General features: G+C 68.0%; 15 protein-coding genes. 12 read left to right on the forward strand and 3 right to left on the reverse strand.

What is annotated here, in order from left to right:
• Positions 1 to 16: 16 nt before the first annotated feature.
• The 9 genes from VG543_RS11585 to tkt all read left to right on the forward strand — a co-directional run bounded on the left by VG543_RS11585 (position 17) and on the right by tkt (position 12,711).
• Positions 17 to 1,990, forward strand: a complete 1,974-nt coding sequence (locus VG543_RS11585; RefSeq protein WP_111098865.1) for a type IV pilus secretin PilQ — start codon at positions 17 to 19, stop codon at positions 1,988 to 1,990.
• Between the two features lie 173 nt (positions 1,991 to 2,163).
• Positions 2,164 to 3,189 (forward strand): AAA family ATPase, encoded by a 1,026-nt coding sequence (locus VG543_RS11590; protein WP_021203694.1) that lies wholly within the window; start codon positions 2,164 to 2,166, stop codon positions 3,187 to 3,189.
• Between the two features lie 8 nt (positions 3,190 to 3,197).
• Entirely contained in the window at positions 3,198 to 4,127 is a 930-nt protein-coding gene (locus VG543_RS11595) for a DUF58 domain-containing protein (protein WP_312546250.1), read from the forward strand.
• Positions 4,124 to 4,573, forward strand: coding sequence for a DUF4381 family protein (locus tag VG543_RS11600; RefSeq protein ID WP_233653793.1), 450 nt, complete (start codon positions 4,124 to 4,126; stop codon positions 4,571 to 4,573). The genes VG543_RS11595 and VG543_RS11600 overlap by 4 nt, the downstream gene beginning before the upstream one ends.
• Positions 4,570 to 5,574: a vWA domain-containing protein gene (locus tag VG543_RS11605; RefSeq protein ID WP_111103976.1), complete on the forward strand. Its 1,005-nt coding sequence runs from the start codon at positions 4,570 to 4,572 to the stop codon at positions 5,572 to 5,574. Before VG543_RS11600 ends, VG543_RS11605 begins: the two co-directional genes overlap by 4 nt.
• Positions 5,571 to 7,409, forward strand: a complete 1,839-nt coding sequence (locus tag VG543_RS11610; protein WP_423178586.1) for a VWA domain-containing protein — start codon at positions 5,571 to 5,573, stop codon at positions 7,407 to 7,409. Before VG543_RS11605 ends, VG543_RS11610 begins: the two co-directional genes overlap by 4 nt.
• Entirely contained in the window at positions 7,406 to 9,121 is a 1,716-nt protein-coding gene (locus tag VG543_RS11615) for a BatD family protein (protein WP_423178587.1), read from the forward strand. The genes VG543_RS11610 and VG543_RS11615 overlap by 4 nt, the downstream gene beginning before the upstream one ends.
• 57 nt (positions 9,122 to 9,178) lie before the next feature.
• Entirely contained in the window at positions 9,179 to 10,498 is a 1,320-nt protein-coding gene (locus tag VG543_RS11620) for a dicarboxylate/amino acid:cation symporter (RefSeq protein WP_423178588.1), read from the forward strand.
• Positions 10,499 to 10,713: 215 nt separating this feature from the next.
• Entirely contained in the window at positions 10,714 to 12,711 is a 1,998-nt protein-coding gene (gene tkt / locus VG543_RS11625) for a transketolase (protein WP_423178589.1), read from the forward strand.
• Between the two features lie 125 nt (positions 12,712 to 12,836).
• Here the strand turns inward: tkt and VG543_RS11630 are convergent, their stop codons facing one another.
• Both VG543_RS11630 and VG543_RS11635 read right to left on the reverse strand, forming a co-directional pair.
• Positions 12,837 to 14,789, reverse strand: a complete 1,953-nt coding sequence (locus VG543_RS11630; protein ID WP_423178590.1) for an acetyl-CoA hydrolase/transferase C-terminal domain-containing protein — start codon at positions 14,787 to 14,789, stop codon at positions 12,837 to 12,839.
• 34 nt (positions 14,790 to 14,823) lie between these two features.
• Positions 14,824 to 15,381 (reverse strand): flavin reductase family protein, encoded by a 558-nt coding sequence (locus VG543_RS11635; RefSeq protein WP_423178599.1) that lies wholly within the window; start codon positions 15,379 to 15,381, stop codon positions 14,824 to 14,826.
• Positions 15,382 to 15,499: 118 nt separating this feature from the next.
• On the opposite strand from VG543_RS11635, the gene VG543_RS11640 reads away from it, so the two are divergent.
• From VG543_RS11640 to VG543_RS11650, 3 genes are read left to right on the forward strand one after another with little or no spacing between them, the layout of a single operon-like run.
• On the forward strand, positions 15,500 to 15,865 hold the full coding sequence (locus VG543_RS11640) for a BlaI/MecI/CopY family transcriptional regulator (protein WP_010484077.1): 366 nt from the start codon (positions 15,500 to 15,502) through the stop codon (positions 15,863 to 15,865).
• Positions 15,858 to 17,099: a M56 family metallopeptidase gene (locus tag VG543_RS11645; protein WP_423178591.1), complete on the forward strand. Its 1,242-nt coding sequence runs from the start codon at positions 15,858 to 15,860 to the stop codon at positions 17,097 to 17,099. The genes VG543_RS11640 and VG543_RS11645 overlap by 8 nt, the downstream gene beginning before the upstream one ends.
• The gene (locus VG543_RS11650) at positions 17,096 to 17,659 is read left to right on the forward strand and encodes a hypothetical protein (RefSeq protein WP_019660008.1); all 564 of its coding nucleotides are present in this window, start codon (positions 17,096 to 17,098) and stop codon (positions 17,657 to 17,659) included. The genes VG543_RS11645 and VG543_RS11650 overlap by 4 nt, the downstream gene beginning before the upstream one ends.
• A 57-nt stretch (positions 17,660 to 17,716) precedes the next feature.
• On the opposite strand, the gene VG543_RS11655 is transcribed toward VG543_RS11650, so the two are convergent.
• Complete coding sequence (locus tag VG543_RS11655; protein WP_019660009.1) at positions 17,717 to 18,517, reverse strand: MBL fold metallo-hydrolase; 801 nt, start codon at positions 18,515 to 18,517, stop codon at positions 17,717 to 17,719.
• Between the last annotated feature and the right edge of the window lie 10 nt (positions 18,518 to 18,527).

Here is an 18,527-nt window from a genome sequence, read left to right on the forward strand (position 1 = left end):
TACTGGGGATAGCACGATGACCTTTCACCAAGCCAAGGGGCTGCGTCCCATCCGGCGCTCTACCTTGAACCGTGTCAGCGCGTTGGGAGTCGCGCTGATGCTGGCCTGCGCTCCGGCGCTGGCCGCCGCACCGGCCGAGAAGCCGGTGGGCGCCACCGTGGCTCCGGCGGCAGCGCCGGCCGGCCTGTCGGTGGCCAAGATCGATTTCAAGCGCGGCGATGATGGCGCCGGGCGCCTGATCGTCCAGTTCGACGGCCAGGGCGCGGTGCCGGATCTGCGTACGCAGGGCAACAGCGTGGTGGTCGATGTCGGTAACGCTCGGCTGCCGGCCAACCTGCAGAAGCCGATGAACGTCACCGACTTTGCCACACCGGTGCAGCGCATCGACGCCAAGCCGTCCGGTGCCGGTACGCAGCTGGTGCTCAGTACCGGTGGCGCGGTGGAGTCGCTGGCCTACCAGAGCGGCAACGAGTACGTGGTGGAGATCAGCCCGCGGCAGGCGCCCGCCGCGGTGGGCGCGGTCACCGCCGGCAGCGTCACCCAGGCCGCCAAGGCGGTGGGGCAGCGTGGCTTCACCGGCAAGCCGGTGACCTTCAACTTCCAGGACGTGCCGGTGCGCACCGTGCTGCAGTTGATCGCCGAGGAATCCAATCTCAACGTGGTGGCCTCCGATTCGGTACAGGGCAATGTGACCTTGCGCCTGGTCAACGTGCCGTGGGACCAGGCGCTGGACATCGTGCTGCGCGCCAAGGGCCTGGACAAGCGTCGCGATGGCAGCGTCATCTGGGTCGCTCCGCAGGCTGAGCTGGCCAAGTTCGAGCAGGAGAAGGAAGACGCGCGCATCGCCATCGAGAACCGCGAAGACCTGGTCACCGATTACGTCCAGATCAACTACCACAGCGCCACGCAGATCTTCAAAGCGCTGACCGAGGCCAAGGGCATCGGCGGCGGTGGTGGTGGCGGCAATGGCGGTGGCGGCGGTTCGTCGCAGGAAGACAGTGGTTTCCTGTCCTCGCGCGGCCGTATCGTGGCCGACGAGCGCACCAACACGCTGATGATCAGCGACATCCCGAAGAAGATCGCGCGCATGCGTGAGCTGATCGGTGTGATCGACCGTCCGGTTGACCAGGTGCTGATCGAAAGCCGTATCGTCATCGCTACCGATACCTTCGCCCGCGAGCTGGGTGCGAAGTTCGGCATCAGCGGCAGCCGCGACAACGTGTACTTCAGCGGCAGCCTGGATGCCAATGCCGAAACCCGCAAGTCGCAGGTCGATACGGCGCAGGCCAACGCCAAGGCGATTCGCGAGTGGCAGGCCGGCGGCAGCGTCGGCCCGGCGCCGATTCCCAGCGGCCCGACCATCAAGCGCGGCCTGAACTGGAACCTGCCGGTGGCCGCAGCCAACAACCCTGGCTCGCTGGCGCTGTCGATCCTCAACGCAGGCTACCTGCTGGACGTGGAGCTGTCGGCCATGCAGGAAGAGTCGCGAGGTGAGGTGATCTCCAACCCGCGCGTGGTTACCACCAACCAGCGCGAGGCGATGATCAAGCAGGGCAAGGAAATCGGCTACGTCACCATCAGCGGCACCGGTGCTGCCGGTGGCGCCGGCTCCACCCCGAACGTGCAGTTCAAGGAAGTGGTGCTGGAACTGCGGGTGACCCCGACCATCACCAACGACAACCGCGTGTTCCTCAACATGCAGGTGAAGAAGGATGAAGTCGACCGCCTGATCGAACTGCAGGGCTACGGCACGGTGCCGTCGATCAACCGCCGCGAGGTCAACACTGCGGTACTGGTCGAGGATGGGCAGACCGTGGTCATCGGTGGCGTGTACGAGTTCACCGACCGCAGCAGCATCAGCAAGGTGCCGTTCCTGGGCGACGTGCCGTTCCTGGGCAACCTGTTCAAGAAGCGCGGCCGCAACAAGGACAAGGCCGAGCTGCTGGTGTTCGTCACGCCGAAGGTGCTGCGCGTGGCCAAGCAGAACTGAGCCCCCGCCACCCGCGCAACGCAGAAGGGCCGCCATGCGCGGCCCTTCTGCGTTTCCACCCGTAGATCCACGCCATGCGTGGATGCGCCGTTCAGCCGTTCTTGATGCCAATCGCAGGGCACCCTGCGATGATGTCGGGAACCCGTGCCGTCCCGCGCCGGTCAAAGGCCCCCATGAACCTGCCACCGCCGATGCCCGAAACCGTCTCGCCGCCGCCCGCGCCGGCCGCCTCCCGCCTGCATGGCGCCTTCACCCAGCTGCGCGATGCCCTGTCGGCCGAGATCGTCGGCCAGGCGGCACTGGTCGAACGCCTGCTGATCGCGCTGCTGGCCGATGGCCACCTGTTGGTGGAAGGCGCTCCGGGCCTGGCCAAGACCACGGCGATCCGTGCGCTGGCCTCGCGCCTGGAGGCGGATTTCGCCCGCGTGCAGTTCACCCCGGACCTGTTGCCGGCCGACCTGACCGGCACCGAGATCTGGCGCCCGCAGGAGGGCCGCTTCGAATTCGTACCCGGCCCGATCTTCCACCCGATCCTGCTGGCCGATGAAATCAACCGCGCGCCGGCCAAGGTGCAGTCGGCGCTGCTGGAAGCGATGGGTGAGCGCCAGGTCACCGTTGGCCGCCACACCTACGCGCTGCCGCCGCTGTTCCTGGTGATGGCCACGCAGAACCCGATCGAGCAGGAAGGCACTTTCCCGCTGCCCGAAGCACAGCTGGACCGGTTCCTGATGCATGTACGCATCGGCTACCCGGACCAGGCCGCCGAATCGGAGATCCTTCGGCTGGCCCGCGACCGCGCCCGTGGCGCGCTGGGCGAAGCCGCACCGGCGGCGGAAAAGCTGCCGATGCAGGATGTGTTCGATGCCCGCCGCGAAGTGCTGGACCTGCACATGGCGCCGGCGCTGGAACGCTACCTGATCGAGCTGGTGCTGGCCTCGCGTGATCCGTCGCGCTATGACGCTGGCCTGGGCCGCCGCATTGCCTGGGGCGCCAGCCCGCGCGGTTCCATCGCGCTGGAACGCTGCGCACGTGCGCGCGCCTGGTTGGCCGGCCGCGACTTCGTCACGCCCGATGACGTGCGAGCGGTTGCCGCCGACGTGCTGCGCCATCGCGTACTGCCCAGCTACGAAGCCACCGCCGAAGGCTGGGACGGCGAACGCCTGGTGCAGGAACTGCTGGCCCGCGTGCCGGCACCCTGAGCCTGCGCATGGCCGATCCATCCCTGCACCACGCCTCTTCCGTCAGCGACGGTGACGGGCTGCGCCCGCAGCTGGCCGAACTGGTAGCGCTGCGCCGCCTTGCACAGCGACCGCCGCCGCCACGCCGTGGCCGCGCCGGCAACGCGGGGCAGGCGCCGTCGCCGCTGCGTGGGCGTGGCATGGAGTATGCCGAGTCACGCGAGTACGTGGCCGGTGATGATGCGCGCCATATCGACTGGCGGGTAACCGCACGCACAGGTCGTGCCCACACCAAACTGTTCCAGGCCGAACGCGAGCGGGTCAGCCTGATCGTGGCCGATACCTCGCCGGCCCTGTACTTCGGCACCCGCGTGCGCTTCAAATCGGTGCAGGCCGCACGTGCCGGTGCTGTCGCCGCGTGGTCGGCACAGCGTCGTGGTGATCGCATCGGCGCCCTGCGTGGCAGCGACCGTGAACCACCGATCGCACCGGCAGGTGGCCCGCGCGGCGTGCTGCGCGTGCTGGATGCGCTCACCCGGTGGTATGCGCAGCCACCGGCCGATGACCTTGGCCTGGAGCGCGCGCTGGACCATGCCGGTCGCGTCCTGCGCCCGGGTGCACGCGTGCTGGTGCTGGCCGACCCGCAGCAGGCCATCCGTATTCCGCCTGCGCGCTGGAGTGCGCTGGCCCAGCACCATGACCTCAGCCTGGTGCTGCTGGTCGATCCATTGGAACTGCAGCCTCCATCGGCCGCGCTGCAGTTCCAGACCCTGCAGCAGCGCATCGGCCTGGACCTGCGGCGCAGCGAGGTGCAGGCGCATTGGCAGGCACACTTCGTCGAACCGCTGCAGGAACTGCGGCGTCAGCTCGGCGCACGCCGTGTCGATGTGCAGGTGCTGACCACCGATGCGCCCAGCGATGCCTGGTTGGCACCATCGCCCACCGAGGTGCCGGCATGAGTGCCAACCTGCCGCTGCGCGACGTCCAAGTGCCACCGCCTCCGTCGTGGTGGCCACCGGCACCGGGCTATCTGATGATCGGCGGTGGGGTGCTGCTGTTGCTGGCGGCGATGGCCTTCGTGTGGTGGCAGCGCCGCCGACGCTGCCAACGCTGGTTGCAGCTGTTCGATCAGGAGCTGGCAACCACCGGCGATGCTGCTGCAGAACTGGCGGCGATTGCAGGACTGCTGCGTCGCGCCGCGCGCCAGGCACAGCCCGGCAGTGAATCCCTGCGCGATGATGCCTGGTGGCAGCGCGTGGATCCGGAAGGCACGCTGCCCGCGGCGCGTCGCAGCCTGCTGGCCGAAGGGGCCTATCGCCCACGCGTGGACGCCAACGATGTGGCGGCGCTGCGCAGCTGGGCGCGCGAGCGCTATCTGGCCATGCTGCTGGAGCGGCGCCGATGAACCTGCTGGCAAGTTACTGGCCGTGGCCGGAGCTGCAGCTGGCGTGGCCGCTGGCCCTGCTGGCGCTGCCGTTGCCGTTGCTGATGCGCTGGTGGAAGCGTCGTGCCGATCCCGGCGCTGCGCTGCGCGTGCCCTATGCAGCGACGGAACTGGAAGCGCTGGCCGGTGGCGGCCGCGTTGATGTGTCGTGGCTGCGCACGCTGCTGTTGTGGCTGGGCTGGTGCGCGCTGTGCGTCGCACTGGCACGCCCGCAACAGCTGGGCGAAGCAATCACCCCGCCGCAGCAGGGCCGGCAGATGATGCTGGCGATGGACGTGTCCGGCAGCATGGGCGAGGGCGACATGGTGCTGGGTGGACAGGCGGTGGATCGCCTGACCGCAGCCAAGGCCGTGTTGGCCGATTTCCTGGATCGTCGTGCCGGTGATCGCATCGGCCTGCTGATCTTCGGCGACCGCGCCTACACGCTTACGCCGCTGACGGCCGATCTGGCCAGCGTGCGCGACCAGCTGCGCGACAGCGTGGTTGGCCTGGCGGGTCGCGAGACGGCGATCGGTGATGCCATCGGCCTGGCGGTGAAGCGCCTGCGCAGCCAACCCGAAGGCCAGCGCGTATTGATCCTGCTGACCGACGGCGTCAGCAACGCCGGCGTGCTGGAACCGCTGCGCGCGGCGGAGGTGGCCCGCGCCGAGGGCGTGCGCATCCACACCGTCGCATTTGGTGGCGATGGCAGCATGCGCCTGTTCGGCATTCCCATTTCCGCCGATCAGGACCCGGTCGACGAGGCCACGTTGAAGAAGATTGCCAGCATGACCGGTGGCCAGTTCTTCCGCGCGCGTGACACCGCGCAGCTGGCCGGGATCTACGCTGAACTGGACCGGCTGGAGCCGATCGCCGCGAAGGGGCCGAGCCTGCGCCCGCGCGAAGAACGTTATGCCTGGCCATTGGGGGTGGCGTTGCTGCTGGGCGTGCTGGCGTGGCTGTGGCCGGAGCGTCGCCGATGATCGCGCTTGCTTCGAATCTTCCCGATTGGAATGCGCTGCACTTCCTGCGCCCGGAATGGCTGTGGGCCTTGCTGGCTTTGCCGGTCATTCTTGCACTGGCGCTGTACCGGCAGCGGCGCAGCGATGTGTGGCGAACAGCGGTGGATGCCCACCTGTTGCCGCATCTGCTGGCCGCGGGCACGCGCCGCCGCGTACGCCTGCCCTGGGCCGTCCTGCTGGGCTGGACGCTGGCCTCGCTGGCCATGGCCGGGCCAAGCTGGCGCCAGCAGGCACAGCCGATGTTCCAGGCCAGCGCGCCGCTGCTGGTGGTGCTGGATCTATCCAGCCGGATCAATGCCACCGACCTGCCGCCGTCGCGCCTGCTGCAGGCGCGGGCGAAAGTGGGTGAGCTGCTGCGTGCCCGCCAGGGCGGACAGGTGGGCCTGGTGGTCTACGCCGAGGACGCCTACACCGTGGCGCCGCTGACCGACGACGGCAGCAATGTGGCGCTGTATCTGGACGCGTTGTCGCCGGATGTGATGCCACGTGACGGCCAGCGTGCCGACCGCGGCATCGACTGGGCAACGCGGTTGATGCGCCAGATCGGGGCGCTGCGGGGGCAGATCCTGCTGGTCAGCGATCACGCCGATGATGAAGCGGCACTGGCCGCAGCGCAGGCGCGCAGCCTCGGCCTGCAGGTGTCGGTACTGGGCCTGGGCACCCCCGCCGGGGCGGCGTACCGGGATGGCAGTGGGCAGATCCGCCAGGCTGCGCTGGACGAAGGCAGCCTGCGTGCCGTGGCCACCGCGGGAGGTGGCCGCTATGCCCGCATCGCCGCCGATGCCAGTGATCTGCGCGCACTGGGCGTACTGGATGCACGCGAAGGCACTGCAGCGCAGCGGCCGGGCGAGGGCAAGCAATGGCGTGATGAAGGGTTCTGGCTGCTGCCACCGGTGATGCTGCTGGCGTTGCTGGCCTTCCGCCGCCGCGCGCTGCTGGCGGCAGTGCTGGCGGTGGGCCTGCTGCCATGGATGAGCGACGTGCAGGCGCAGGCGCCTGCCGCGCCCGCCGTACCGCCAGCGCAGGGCACGCTGTGGAAGCGCGCCGACCAGGTGCAGCACCAGCGCTTGGCCGAAGGTGCGCAGGCGTACCGCAATGGCGATTTCGCCGGTGCCCGCAAGCAGTTCGAGGGCATCGACAGCGATGCGGGCTGGTACAACCTGGCCAATGCACTGGCCCGCCAGGGCCACTACGACGAAGCCATTGCCGCCTACGACCGCGCGCTGGCGCTGCATCCCGGCATGGCCGATGCGGTCGCCAACCGTGCCGTGGTCGATGCCGCGCGCAAGCGCAAGCAGTCCGGTGGCAAAGGCCAGGATCAGCAGAAACCACCGCAGAACGGGCAGCAGAAGCCACCGCAGAACGGCCAGGGGCAGCAGAATCCGCAGGGCCAGAAGCCGCAGCAGGGCCAGCAGGATCCTGGCCAGGGCCAGCCGCAACCGGGCCAGCAGGGGCAGCCCAAGCCCGGTGACGACAAGAACCCGTCGAGCCCGCAGCCCGGCGAGCGCGGGCGCGATGGACAGCAGGCGCCACCACAGGTGGAGGATGCCAAGGCACAGGCCCGGGCCGATGAGCAGCAGCGCCAGCGCATGCAGCAGGCAATGCAGCAGGCACGTGAGGGCAAGGGCGAGCAGGATGGCAAGCCCGTGCCAGGCAGCGACGGCACCACCCCGCGCCAACGCGAGGAGCAACAGGCGGTGGAGGCGTGGATGCGGCGCGTACCGGATGATCCGGGCGCATTGCTGCGGGCCAAGTTCCAGCTGGAAAACCAACGCAGGAAGAGGGAAGGGCGATGACGCGGGCGATCAACATGCACAGGCACTGGCCCCGACAGGTACTGGCGGCGTTGCTGCTGTGGCTGCCGCTGCTGGCCTGGGCGCAGCCGCGCGCGTGGCTGGACCGCGACCGCATCGCGTTGGGTGACACGGTCATGCTCAATGTCGAGAGCGACCAGGGCGCGCCGGACTTCACGCCGTTGCGTACCGACTTCGATCTCAGCGGGCAGACCAGCAGCCGTCAGGTGGAGTGGAGCAATGGCAGCATGCAGCAGCGCACTCTGTATGGCGTGGCACTCACGCCGCGGCGTAGCGGCGCGCTGGTGGTGCCGGGCCTGCAGGTGGGCAGCGTACGTACCGCGCCGCTGACCCTTCAAGTGGATGCCGCTGCCGTGGCCGGCCCCGACAGCAACGCGGTGGCCTTCATCGAAACCGTTGTCGATGACGAGACGCCGTACGTGCAGCAGAGCGTGGGCGTGGTGGTGCGGCTGTATTTCGCCTCGCAGCTGGCGTCCGGCGAACTGGTGCTGGATACCCCGGCAGGCGCGTCGTTGCAGCGGGTGGGCGATGACCGCACCGATGTGCGGCAGGTCAATGGCCGTCGCTACAACGTGGTCGAGCGGCGCTTCCTGCTTGTTCCCGAGCGCAGCGGTGCACTCCGGCTGGCCGGTGCGCGCTTCAGTGGGCGCAGTGCCGGTGGCTTCTTCGACGATTTCTTCGGCGGCGGCGACGGGCGCATGAATGCCACCGGCGCCGACCGCACGTTGCAGGTACAGGCACAGCCGGCGCAGGCGCCGCAGCCATGGTTGCCGCTGCAGGGCCTGCAGCTGCGCTACACCAGTGCACCGGCCCGCGCCCATGCCGGTGAGGCGGCCAACGTGGTGGTCGAGGCGATTGCCGAAGGTGCCACCCGCGCGCAGTTCACCGACCTGCCGGTGCCCGATGTCGGCAACGCCGCACAGGTGTTCGCCGAACCCGCACAGTACGAAGAGAGCTTCAACGGCAGCACGCCGCGCCTGAAGATCACCCGCCGCTATTCGATCGTGCCGCGCCAGCCGGGTTCGCTGGTGGTGCCGGGGCCGCGCCTGCCGTGGTGGGATGTTCGTGCGGGCAAGCCACAGGAAGCGAAGCTGCCGGACCTGACACTCGCCGTCGCAGCCGGTAATGGCGGTGGCAGTGCTTCACCTGCGCCGCTGCCGCCGATCGACACCGATGCTGCGCTGCCGGGGGGCGATGGCCAGGACAGCCGTATCGCGGCCACCGATCCGCGCGCCAGCGGCCTGGCCGAGCGTCCGTGGCCATGGATGGGCGCCGCTATCGGCCTGGCGCTGCTGTGGCTGCTGACCCTGCTGTGGGGCTGGCAGCGTGGCCGTCGCCCGCGCGTGGCGCCGCCTGAGGCGGGCAGGGGGGCTGTGCCGGCTGTGGCGACTGGACGTGCCGGCCTGGCCGAACTGCGCCGCGCGCTGGATGGTGAAGGCTTCGATCAGGTAGAAGCTCAGCTATGCGCGATGGCCGGCGTTGAACGCATCGAGCAGGTCATCGCCCGGTTGGATGACCCGGCCCAGCGCCAGGTGCTGCAGGACCTGCAACAGGCCCGCTGGGGCGGGCAGGGTGATCTGGCGACCTTGCGTACGCGCCTGCGCGAGGTCTTCCGTGACGGACCGCACTGGTCGAGCGTTGTCGACGCCGCCAACACTGGGCTGCCGCCGCTGTACCCGCCGCGGCGAACCTGAACCGGCGCCGCTTGCGCGCTTTGTTAGAGTGCATTCATTTTTCGAGGAAACCCGCGCATGACAGCAGCTGCTGCCGACAAGAAGAAGTTGCCCCTGCATTGGAAGATGGGCATCGGCTTTGCGATCGGCTTGGTCCTGGGATTGATCGTGCACGCCCTGGGTGGCAGCGTCGATGGTCTGCAGGCCGGTGCCAAGTGGGTAATGGACTACATCACCACCCCGGCGTCGGGCCTGTTCCTCAACCTGATCTTCATGCTGATCGTGCCGCTGATCTTCTCGGCGCTGATCATGGGCGTGTCGGAGATGGGCGACATCCGCGCCCTTGGCCGCATCGGCTGGAAGACCCTGGCCTATACCGTGCTGTTGTCCGGCATTGCCGTGGGCATCGGCCTGGTGCTGGTCAACCTGCTCAAGCCAGGCGCCGGCGTCGATCCGCAGGTCGCCGCCATGATGCTTTCGGAGAACGCCGAGCGCAGCAAGGAAATCGTTGCCGGCATCCATGGCACGCCGAAGGGCATGGACATGCTGTTGTCGATCGTGCCGAGCAACGTGCTGCAGGCCGCGTCCGACAACGGCGCGATCCTGTCGCTGATGTTCTTCGCGCTGATGTTCGGCATCGGCATGGTGTTGACCGACAACGAGAAGGTCGCACCGCTGCGCCGCGCCATCGAAGGCGTGTTCGAAATCTCGATGACCCTGATCAACCTGGTCATCCGCCTGGCCCCGTATGCGGTGGCTTGCTTCATGTTCAACCTGGCCGCGCTGTTCGGCTTCGAACTGATCATCCGCCTGGGCGCCTACGTGGGCGTGGTGGTGCTGGCGCTGGGCCTGCACATGATCGTGACCTACGGCACCGCCGTGTGGCTGTCCGGCCGCTCGCCGCTGTCGTTCTTCCGCGATACCCAGGAAGCGACGGTGATGGCGTTCTCCACCGCCTCCAGCAACGCCACCCTGCCGACCGCGCTGCGCGTGGCCGACCAGATGGGCCTGCCGCAGCGCGTGTCGCGCTTCGTGCTGACCGTGGGCGCCACCGCCAACCAGAACGGCACTGCGCTGTTCGAGGGCGTGACGGTGATCTTCCTGGCCCAGTTCTTCGGCGTGGACCTGAGCATCGGCCAGCAGATCATGGTGATGGCGGTCTGCATCCTCGGTGGCATCGGCACGGCCGGCGTGCCCTCGGGCTCGCTGCCGGTGGTGGCGATGATCTGCGCGATGGTGGGCGTGAACCCGCTGGGCATCGGCCTGATCCTGGGCGTGAACCACTTCCTGGACATGTGCCGTACCGCCCTGAACGTGACCGGCGACCTGGCCCTGACCACCCTGGTGGCCAAGGGCGAGTCCCACGACGGCCCGGCGCTGACGCCCCACCAGGACTGAGTCCAAGGCCACTGCTGGCGACCTGATCGGGGTCGGATTCCTTTCCGCAGGGAAAGGTATCCGACCCCTCTTCACATGCGGAATCCAGCGGAGATCACGACGCTGCCGGCCAGCGGCCGGCACGACCGGACAAGGTTAACCGACCCCCCGCCCGGCGACTATGGGACAATAGGCCGCCCGCACGTCCGCGGCCGCCTCCCGATTCCGACAGAACCATGACGCAGCCTACCCGTCGCCAGTTGGCCAACGCCATCCGCTTCCTTGCCGCCGATGCGGTTGAAACCGCAAAGTCCGGCCACCCCGGCATGCCCATGGGCATGGCCGACATCGCCGAAGTCCTCTGGAACGACTACCTCCGCCATAACCCGAGCAACCCGCACTGGTTCAACCGCGACCGTTTCGTGCTGTCCAACGGCCATGGTTCGATGCTGCAGTACGCGCTGCTGCACCTGAGCGGTTACGACCTGCCGATCGAGCAGCTCAAGCTGTTCCGCCAGCTGGGCAGCCACACCGCCGGCCACCCTGAGCGCCATGAGACCCCGGGCGTGGAAACCACCACCGGCCCGCTGGGCCAGGGTTTCGCCAACGCCGTGGGCTTCGCCCTGGCCGAGAAGCTGCTGGCACAGCGCTTCAACCGCCCGGAGCTGGAAGTGGTCGACCACCGCACCTGGGTGTTCATGGGCGATGGCTGCCTGATGGAAGGCGTATCGCATGAAGCGGCGTCGCTGGCCGGTACCTGGGGCCTGCACAAGCTGGTGTGCTTCTGGGACAACAACCACATCTCCATCGACGGCAACGTCGAGGGCTGGTTCACCGACAACACCCCGGAGCGTTTCGAAGCCTATGGCTGGAACGTGGTCCGTGACGTTGATGGCCACGACCCGGAAAGCATCAAGGCCGGCATCGAGGCCGCGCTGTCGCAGAGCGACAAGCCGACCCTGATCTGCTGCCGCACCACCATTGGTTTTGGTTCGCCGAACAAGGCGGGCAAGGAATCCAGTCACGGCGCACCGCTGGGCAAGGACGAACTGGAAGCCACCCGCAAGCAGCTGGGCTGGGAGTACGGTCCGTTCGAGATCCCGCAGGCGATCTACGACGGCTGGCGCGCCAATGGCGCCGGCACCCTGCGCCAGGCCGAGTGGGAACAGCTGTTCGACAAGTACGCCAGCCAGTACCCGGGCGAGGCCGCCGAACTGACCCGTCGTTCGCACGGCGAACTGCCGGCCGACTTCGTTGCCAAGGCCGATGCCTACATCGCCCAGGTGGCGGCTGAAGGCCCGACGATCGCCTCGCGCAAGGCCTCGCAGCTGGCCATTGAAGCCTATGCTCCGCTGCTGCCGGAAATCGTCGGCGGCTCGGCCGACCTGGCGCACTCCAACCTGACCCTGTGGAAGGGCAGCAAGTCCGTTGCCAGCGACGACGCCAACGCCAACTACGTGTACTACGGCGTGCGCGAGTTCGGCATGACCGCCATTGCCAATGGCCTGGCCCTGCACGGTGGCTTCATTCCGTTCGACGCCACCTTCCTGGTGTTCAGCGACTACGCCCGCAACGGCGTGCGCATGAGCGCGCTGATCCCGGCCCACGCCATCCACGTCTATACCCACGACTCGATCGGCCTGGGCGAAGACGGCCCGACCCACCAGCCGGTGGAGCACCTGGCTTCGCTGCGCTACATCCCGAACAACGACGTGTGGCGTCCGTGCGATGCGGTCGAGTCGGCGGTGAGCTGGAAGGCCGCGATCACCCGCCAGGACGGCCCGAGCTGCCTGGTGTTCAGCCGCCAGAACCTGCCGCACCAGCCGCGCAGCGCCGAGCAGATTGCCCAGATCGAGCGCGGCGGTTATGTGCTGGCCGATGCTGCCGGTACCCCGGACGTGATCCTGATCGCCACGGGCTCGGAAGTCTCGCTGGCCACCGAAGCCAAGGCCCAGCTGGACGCGGCCGGTATCAAGGCCCGCGTGGTCTCGATGCCGTCCACCGACGTGTTCCTGCGCCAGGATGCGGCCTACCGTGAATCGGTGCTGCCGAACGCCGTGCGCAAGCGCGTGGCCGTGGAAGCCGGCGTCACCGGCTTCTGGCGCCAGTTCGTCGGCCTGGACGGTGCTGTGGTCGGTATCGACACCTTCGGTGCCTCGGCGCCGGCCGACCAGCTGTACAAGCACTTCGGCATCACCACCGCCCACGTGGTGGAAGCGGCCAAGTCGCTGTAAGCAGCTTCGCGACGTAATGAGAAAAGGCCGGCGCACGCCGGCCTTTTCTTTGCCGCAGGAAAAAGGGGACGGAGGGGATCAAGTCGTTTGTGCACATGCGACTTAATCCCCTCCGTCCCCTTTTCTCAGGCGGTGCGCGCCAGTGCCAGCCGCAGGAGGCGCGCGTCCAGCCGTTCGGCGAAATCCTTCGGGGCGTGCAGGCCCATGCGCTGCAGGTACACCGCATCGCCGTCGCCGGCCGGTTGCCGCAGAGCCGCCCAGACCGTGCGCAGCTTGTCGCCGCGGGTCTGCGTGTTGGCCTTCAGCCAACCCAGCGCTTTCACCAGCACCTGCTCGATCTCGTTGAAGTCGCTGCCCAGCGGATAGTCGGGCAGGCTGCCATCGGCGCGGAACGGGGCCAACGCCGCTGCCAGCGCCTGCGGCGTATTGCGCTGCTGGCGCGCCGGGTCCGGTTGCGCGGCCGCCAGCAGCTTGCGCGAGGCCTGCGCCTGCTGCAGCAGCTCATCCTGGAACGGCGCCTCGGTGATCGCGGTCATTGCGTGCACGCAGTCCTCGTCGGTCAGCCCGCGCAGGTCGGCGATGCCGTATTCGTTGAGGTAGATGTCGCGCAGGTGGCGGGGGATGGTGGTGTGCCCGTAGTTCCAGCGCACGTTGGATGCGCGCTGGCCCTTGTCATCGCGCGCGGCGCGGAACATCAGCACGCTGCGCGCTTCCGGCAGCGCATGTGCCATCGCCACGAAGTTGTATTGGCCGCCCACACCGGATACCACGCGTCCATCGTCCAGCGCGTCCGACACCGCCGCGCCCAGCGCGGTGGCGATCATGCAGGAGTTGAAGAAGCGCGCATGGCGGCGCTGCAGGCGTTCCAGCGTTTCGTTGCCGCCGTACAGCTGGTTGATCTCGCTGATGCGGCGCATGCCGATCGCGCGGCATTCGTCTTCCGGCAACGTGCGCAGCCATTCGTAGAATTCCGGCGAGCCCAGGTAGAACGCGCCGTGCAGGTACTCACCCTCGGCGGCCAAGGTGGCGTGGTCGATCGACAACGTGCTGCCGTTCTCGATGCGCTGCATCAGCGCCAGGTCGTCGTGCACCTTGCGCTTGATCACCCCGGTCTGCACCAGCCGCCGGAAGCCTTCGTTGAGCATCTCGCTGCAGCCGTACAGGCCCACCTCGAACGGATCCAGTCCGCCGATTTCCTGCACCAGCGGGTGGCTGGCCAGCTGCGGGTCCAGCGCGTGCAGTACGCGGCGGTAGCGGGCGTTGTCGGTATGGCGCAGCACCAGCGCGTGGCTGAGTGCATCGGCCAACGTGCCGATACCGATCTGCAGGGTGCCGCCGTCGCGCACCAGCGTGCTGGCGTACAGGCCAATGGCGTAGTCGGCATCGCCGACCGGCTGCCGCGGCAGCCCGAACAGCGCCGGGTACGGCGGTGGCGGGGTGATCACCAGATCGAAGAACGACACATCGACCGTGGCCGAGCCGCCCATATAGGGCAGTTGCGGATCGATCTCGGCGATCAGCAGCGGACGCGGCAGGCCACGCCCGGTCATTGCATCCAGCGTGTCCTGGGTGATGTCGTTGTTGCACGACAGGGAAAGCCGGCGGTCGTTCGGGCGCATCGCCACCTTCTGCACGATCACCTGCGGTGCGCGCTGCGCCACCGCGTCGGCGGCATGGGTGTAGTTCAGGCTGGTATAGCTGGATTGTGCCTGCCGCGACCCGAGCAGGGCGCCGGACTGCATGTAGAACTCTTCCACCTGCACATGTGCCGGCAACGCGTCGCGCGCGATCGCATCGGCATAGGCCAGTCGCGGGAAATCGTCGCCGAAATGGCGCTGCGCGAACGGCGCCAGGAAGCGCGCTTCCAGACCGTTGCCGCGCGCCTTCGGCGGGTTCAGCGACAGCGCGGTATACAGCTGCAGCGGCCGCGAAGGGTCGTGCTCGACGCGTGCGTAGAGGGCATTGAGCAGCCGGTGTGGCTTGCCCAGTGCCAGCGGTGCCCCGATCCGCAGCGGCCCGTCCACGCGCGCAAACAACCAGTCGACAGCGGCGTCCAGGTCGGTGAGGTGTTCGGTCATGCGGGGCGGTCCTGCGTGTGGGGGAGTGCGGGCATTACAGCATGTCGGGCTTGAACCGCCGTCGACGCGACACTTCGGTGCCGGCCACCATGAACTGCCCGTCGCCGCGGTAGTGCACCGTGCGCGGCAGTTTCGGCCGGGGCGCAACATGGGCGCGCACGATTTCCCAGACAAACAGATTGCTCGACGCCACCTGGCTGTCGTCGTACAACCGGCATTCGAAGCACGAATGGCATTGGCCGACCAGCGGCGCGCCGACCTCGCTTGCGGGCAGCGCGTCGAGCCCGAACCGGGCGAACTTGTCGACCTCGCGACCGCTGCAATTGCCGATGTCGACCACGGTATCGAGCAGCTCCACGCCGGGTACGTTGATCACGCACTCGCCACTGCCGACGGCCAGGGCATGGCTGTGGTTTTCATTCCAGAGGTAGGTGGCGACCAACGACGGCGAAAAGCCCATCACCATGTGCCAGCCCATCGTCATCAGGTTGCGCTGGCCCTGCCACGCGGTACTGACCAGCACGATCGGGCCGGGTTCGAGGAAGCGGCGCGCCTGCTCGACCGGGAAATCCTTCTTGGGCAGCGCTTTCATCCGGGGCCTGGGGCGGGAGGAATCGATGCTGGCGCAGCCGGGATGAACCCGGAGTCGAGGGGCTTGACAGATGATTCGATTACGCGCGTAATCGAGATGTCGATTACGGATGTAAACCATGACCCCGATCAGCGAAGCCGAAGCCGTTGTGATGGAGGTGCTGTGGCAGCAGGCACCACGGAGTGCCGATGACGTGGTGGCCGCGCTGGCCCATCGCGACTGGGCCGAGCCGACCATCAAGACCCTGCTCAACCGCCTGCTGACCAAGGGCGCGATTGCCGCCGAGCGCGATGGACGGCGTTACCTGTATCGGCCGCTGCTGCAGCGCCAGGCTTGGGTGGAGGCGCAGAGCCAGGACTTCATCGGGCGTGTCTTCGAGGGGCGCGTGGCGCCGCTGGTCGCGCACTTCAGCGAACGTGGCCAGTTGAGCGCACAGGACATCGCCGAACTGAAGAAGCTGATCCAGGAGCTGGACCATGACTGAGCTGCTCGACGGACTGTGGCAGGCCAGCCTGTGGCTGGCGGTGGGCGTGATCCTGCTGGCAGTAATGCGACCGCTGCTGGTGCGGATGGGCGGCGCGGGGCTGGCCTACCGCAGCTGGTGGCTGCTGCCGATGCTGCTGGTGGCACTGATGCTGCCGTTGCCGCAGGTTGCGCTGTTGCAGCAGGTGCCCACGCTGCCGCTGAAAGTGATGCCCGGTGCGCTTGATAGCGTGGCCGGGCATTCGCTTTCATGGGCCGGGCTGTTGTTCACGCTGTGGGCACTGGGCGCGGGTATCTGCCTGCTGCGCGACCTGCACGCACAACGTCGTTTCGAACGGCGCATGGGGCCACTGAAGCTGCGCACCGATGGAAGCTGGCAGGCCAGCGGCGATCCAGGCCTGCCCGCGCTGGTGGGCCTGTGGCTGCCGCGCATCGTGGTCGGCCCGGCATTCGACCAGCAGTTCAGTGCACAGGAGCAGGGCCTGATCCTGCAACACGAGCGCAACCACCGTCGCAACGGCGATCACTGGGCCAACGGCGCGCTGCTGCTGGCGCGCGCGGTGTTCTGGTTCCACCCGCTGCTGCCATGGGCCGCACGCCGCTTCCTGCGCGATCAGGAATTGGCCTGCGATGCCCGCACCATCGGTCCGCAGCCTGCGCTGCGCGGCCTGTATGCCAGCACGCTGCTGAAGGCGCAGCTGGTCCACCCGGTTGCGCCCGCGGTTTGCCATTGGCGCAGCCAACCCGTGTTGAAGGAGCGTATCGCCATGTTGAAGCAGTCCAAGCGGAAGGCATTGCCGTGGGTGTCCGGGCAGGTGCTGGTGGTCGGGTTGTGTGTGGGCATGGGGGCGGTGGCATGGGCCAGCCAGGGCGGTGCGGTCGGTGGCACCCGGATCGGTGTCGAGCCGTTCGAACATGCGCAGGACGATGCGGCCAAGGCGGGGTTGGACCGGCCGATCCAGGTGGACAAGATGCCGCCGCCGTCCTATCCGAAGTCCGCCGTCGAGCAACGCCAGGTAGGTGTGGTCAATCTGCGCATCGAAGTGGATGCACAGGGCCATCCGACCGATGTGCGGGTACTCAGTGCGACCAATCCGGGGGTGTTCGACGCCGTCTCCGTCGCCGCCGCGCGCAGCTGGACCTATCGTCCCGCGGTGAAGAACGGCAAGCCGGTGGCCGGTGCCGTACGCATTCCGATCACCTACGCCATGGATGACACCGAGGACGCGAAGTGAAGTCCGCGCCGCTGTTGATGATGGCAGCGCTGCTGGTGGGGTGTGCAACCCAGGATCGCCTGACCACCGTCGATACCCGCAGCGAGAATGTCGGTCACCAGCGCCTGCAGCCGCAGGCGGGCGGCGGCAGTGGGCAGCTGCAGGTGTATTCGCTGGGTGCGACCGAGGGCTACCGGATGCCGCAACTGTACGCGGCACCGGACCCGGAGGTCGGGGATAGCGACCCGCGCGCGGAACTGGCGCCGACCACCATCTGCCTGCAGGTGGTGGTTGATGCCAACGGCGACGTCGAGCGCAGCCTGCCATTGACCGATCGCCCGGAGTGCGCGGCAGGGGCTGCACGCGAGAACGCGCCCCTGCTGCAGGCTGCGCAGGAAGCCGTGGCGATGTGGAAGTACTCGTCCGCAGCGGTCTGCCACTTCGCGGCCGGCAAGGTGCCTGCCGACCGCGGCGACTGCCGCGGCGCCGAGCGCGTCGAGCCGGTAGCGGTCACCCTGCAGTACGCCTTCACGTTCGAGATCGTGAAGGGACGGCACGTGGTGCGCACGCAGGGAAAATGACTGCTCGCGATGACCAGGATAGCGCCGGTCCACACCCGGCGGGCGCAGTGGCGTGGATCAGGCCCCGCCCTGGATGTTGGCCTTCACCGCTGGCTGCATCAGCTTCGGTTCTTCCAGCGTCGCATCGCGGGCCTGGCGCACGCTGACGAACTCCGCCTCGGCCACGCCGTCGTGCACGTGGATATTGTGCGCGCGCTGTTCGCCGATGGTGGTTTCGTTGGCGAACCCGCGGCCACCCGGGCCGTAGTCGTGGCAGACGAATACGCGCGTCGCATCGGGCAGGGCCAGCAGACGCTGGATCGAGCGGTACAACTGCGCGGCATCGCCGCCCGGGAAATCGCAGCGGGCGGTGCCGCCATCGGGCATGAACAGCGAGTCGCCGGTGAACAGCGCATCGCCGATCAGATAGGCGATGCTGTCGCTGGTGTGGCCGGGCACGGCGATGACCTGACAGCGCAGTTCGCCCAGAGCGAAGGTCTCGCCATCGCTGAACAGGCGATCGAAGATCTCATCGGCGGCCGGAAGCTGCAGGCCGTAGCGCGGCGCAAAAGTGGCCTGCACCGCACGGATGCCTTCGCCGATGCCCAGCGTGGCCTGCGGAAAGCGGTGCTTGAGCCGGCGCCCTGCCGACACATGATCGGCGTGGGCATGCGTCTCCAGCAGCCAGCGCAGCTGCAGGCCTTGTTGTTCGATGGCATTCAGCACGTCGCGCAGCGGTGCTTCGCTGCTGGCGTCGGTATCCGGGTCGTAGTCCAGTACCGGGTCGATCAGCGCTGCCTCGCCACTTGCCGGGTCGCTGACCAGATAGCTGAAGGTGTTGCTGTCACGGTGGAAGAACGACTGCACCTGGACCGACATTGGAACGCTC

The sequence above is a fragment of the Stenotrophomonas sp. CASM101 genome (assembly GCF_049384845.1).
Taxonomy (GTDB): domain Bacteria; phylum Pseudomonadota; class Gammaproteobacteria; order Xanthomonadales; family Xanthomonadaceae; genus Stenotrophomonas; species Stenotrophomonas hibiscicola.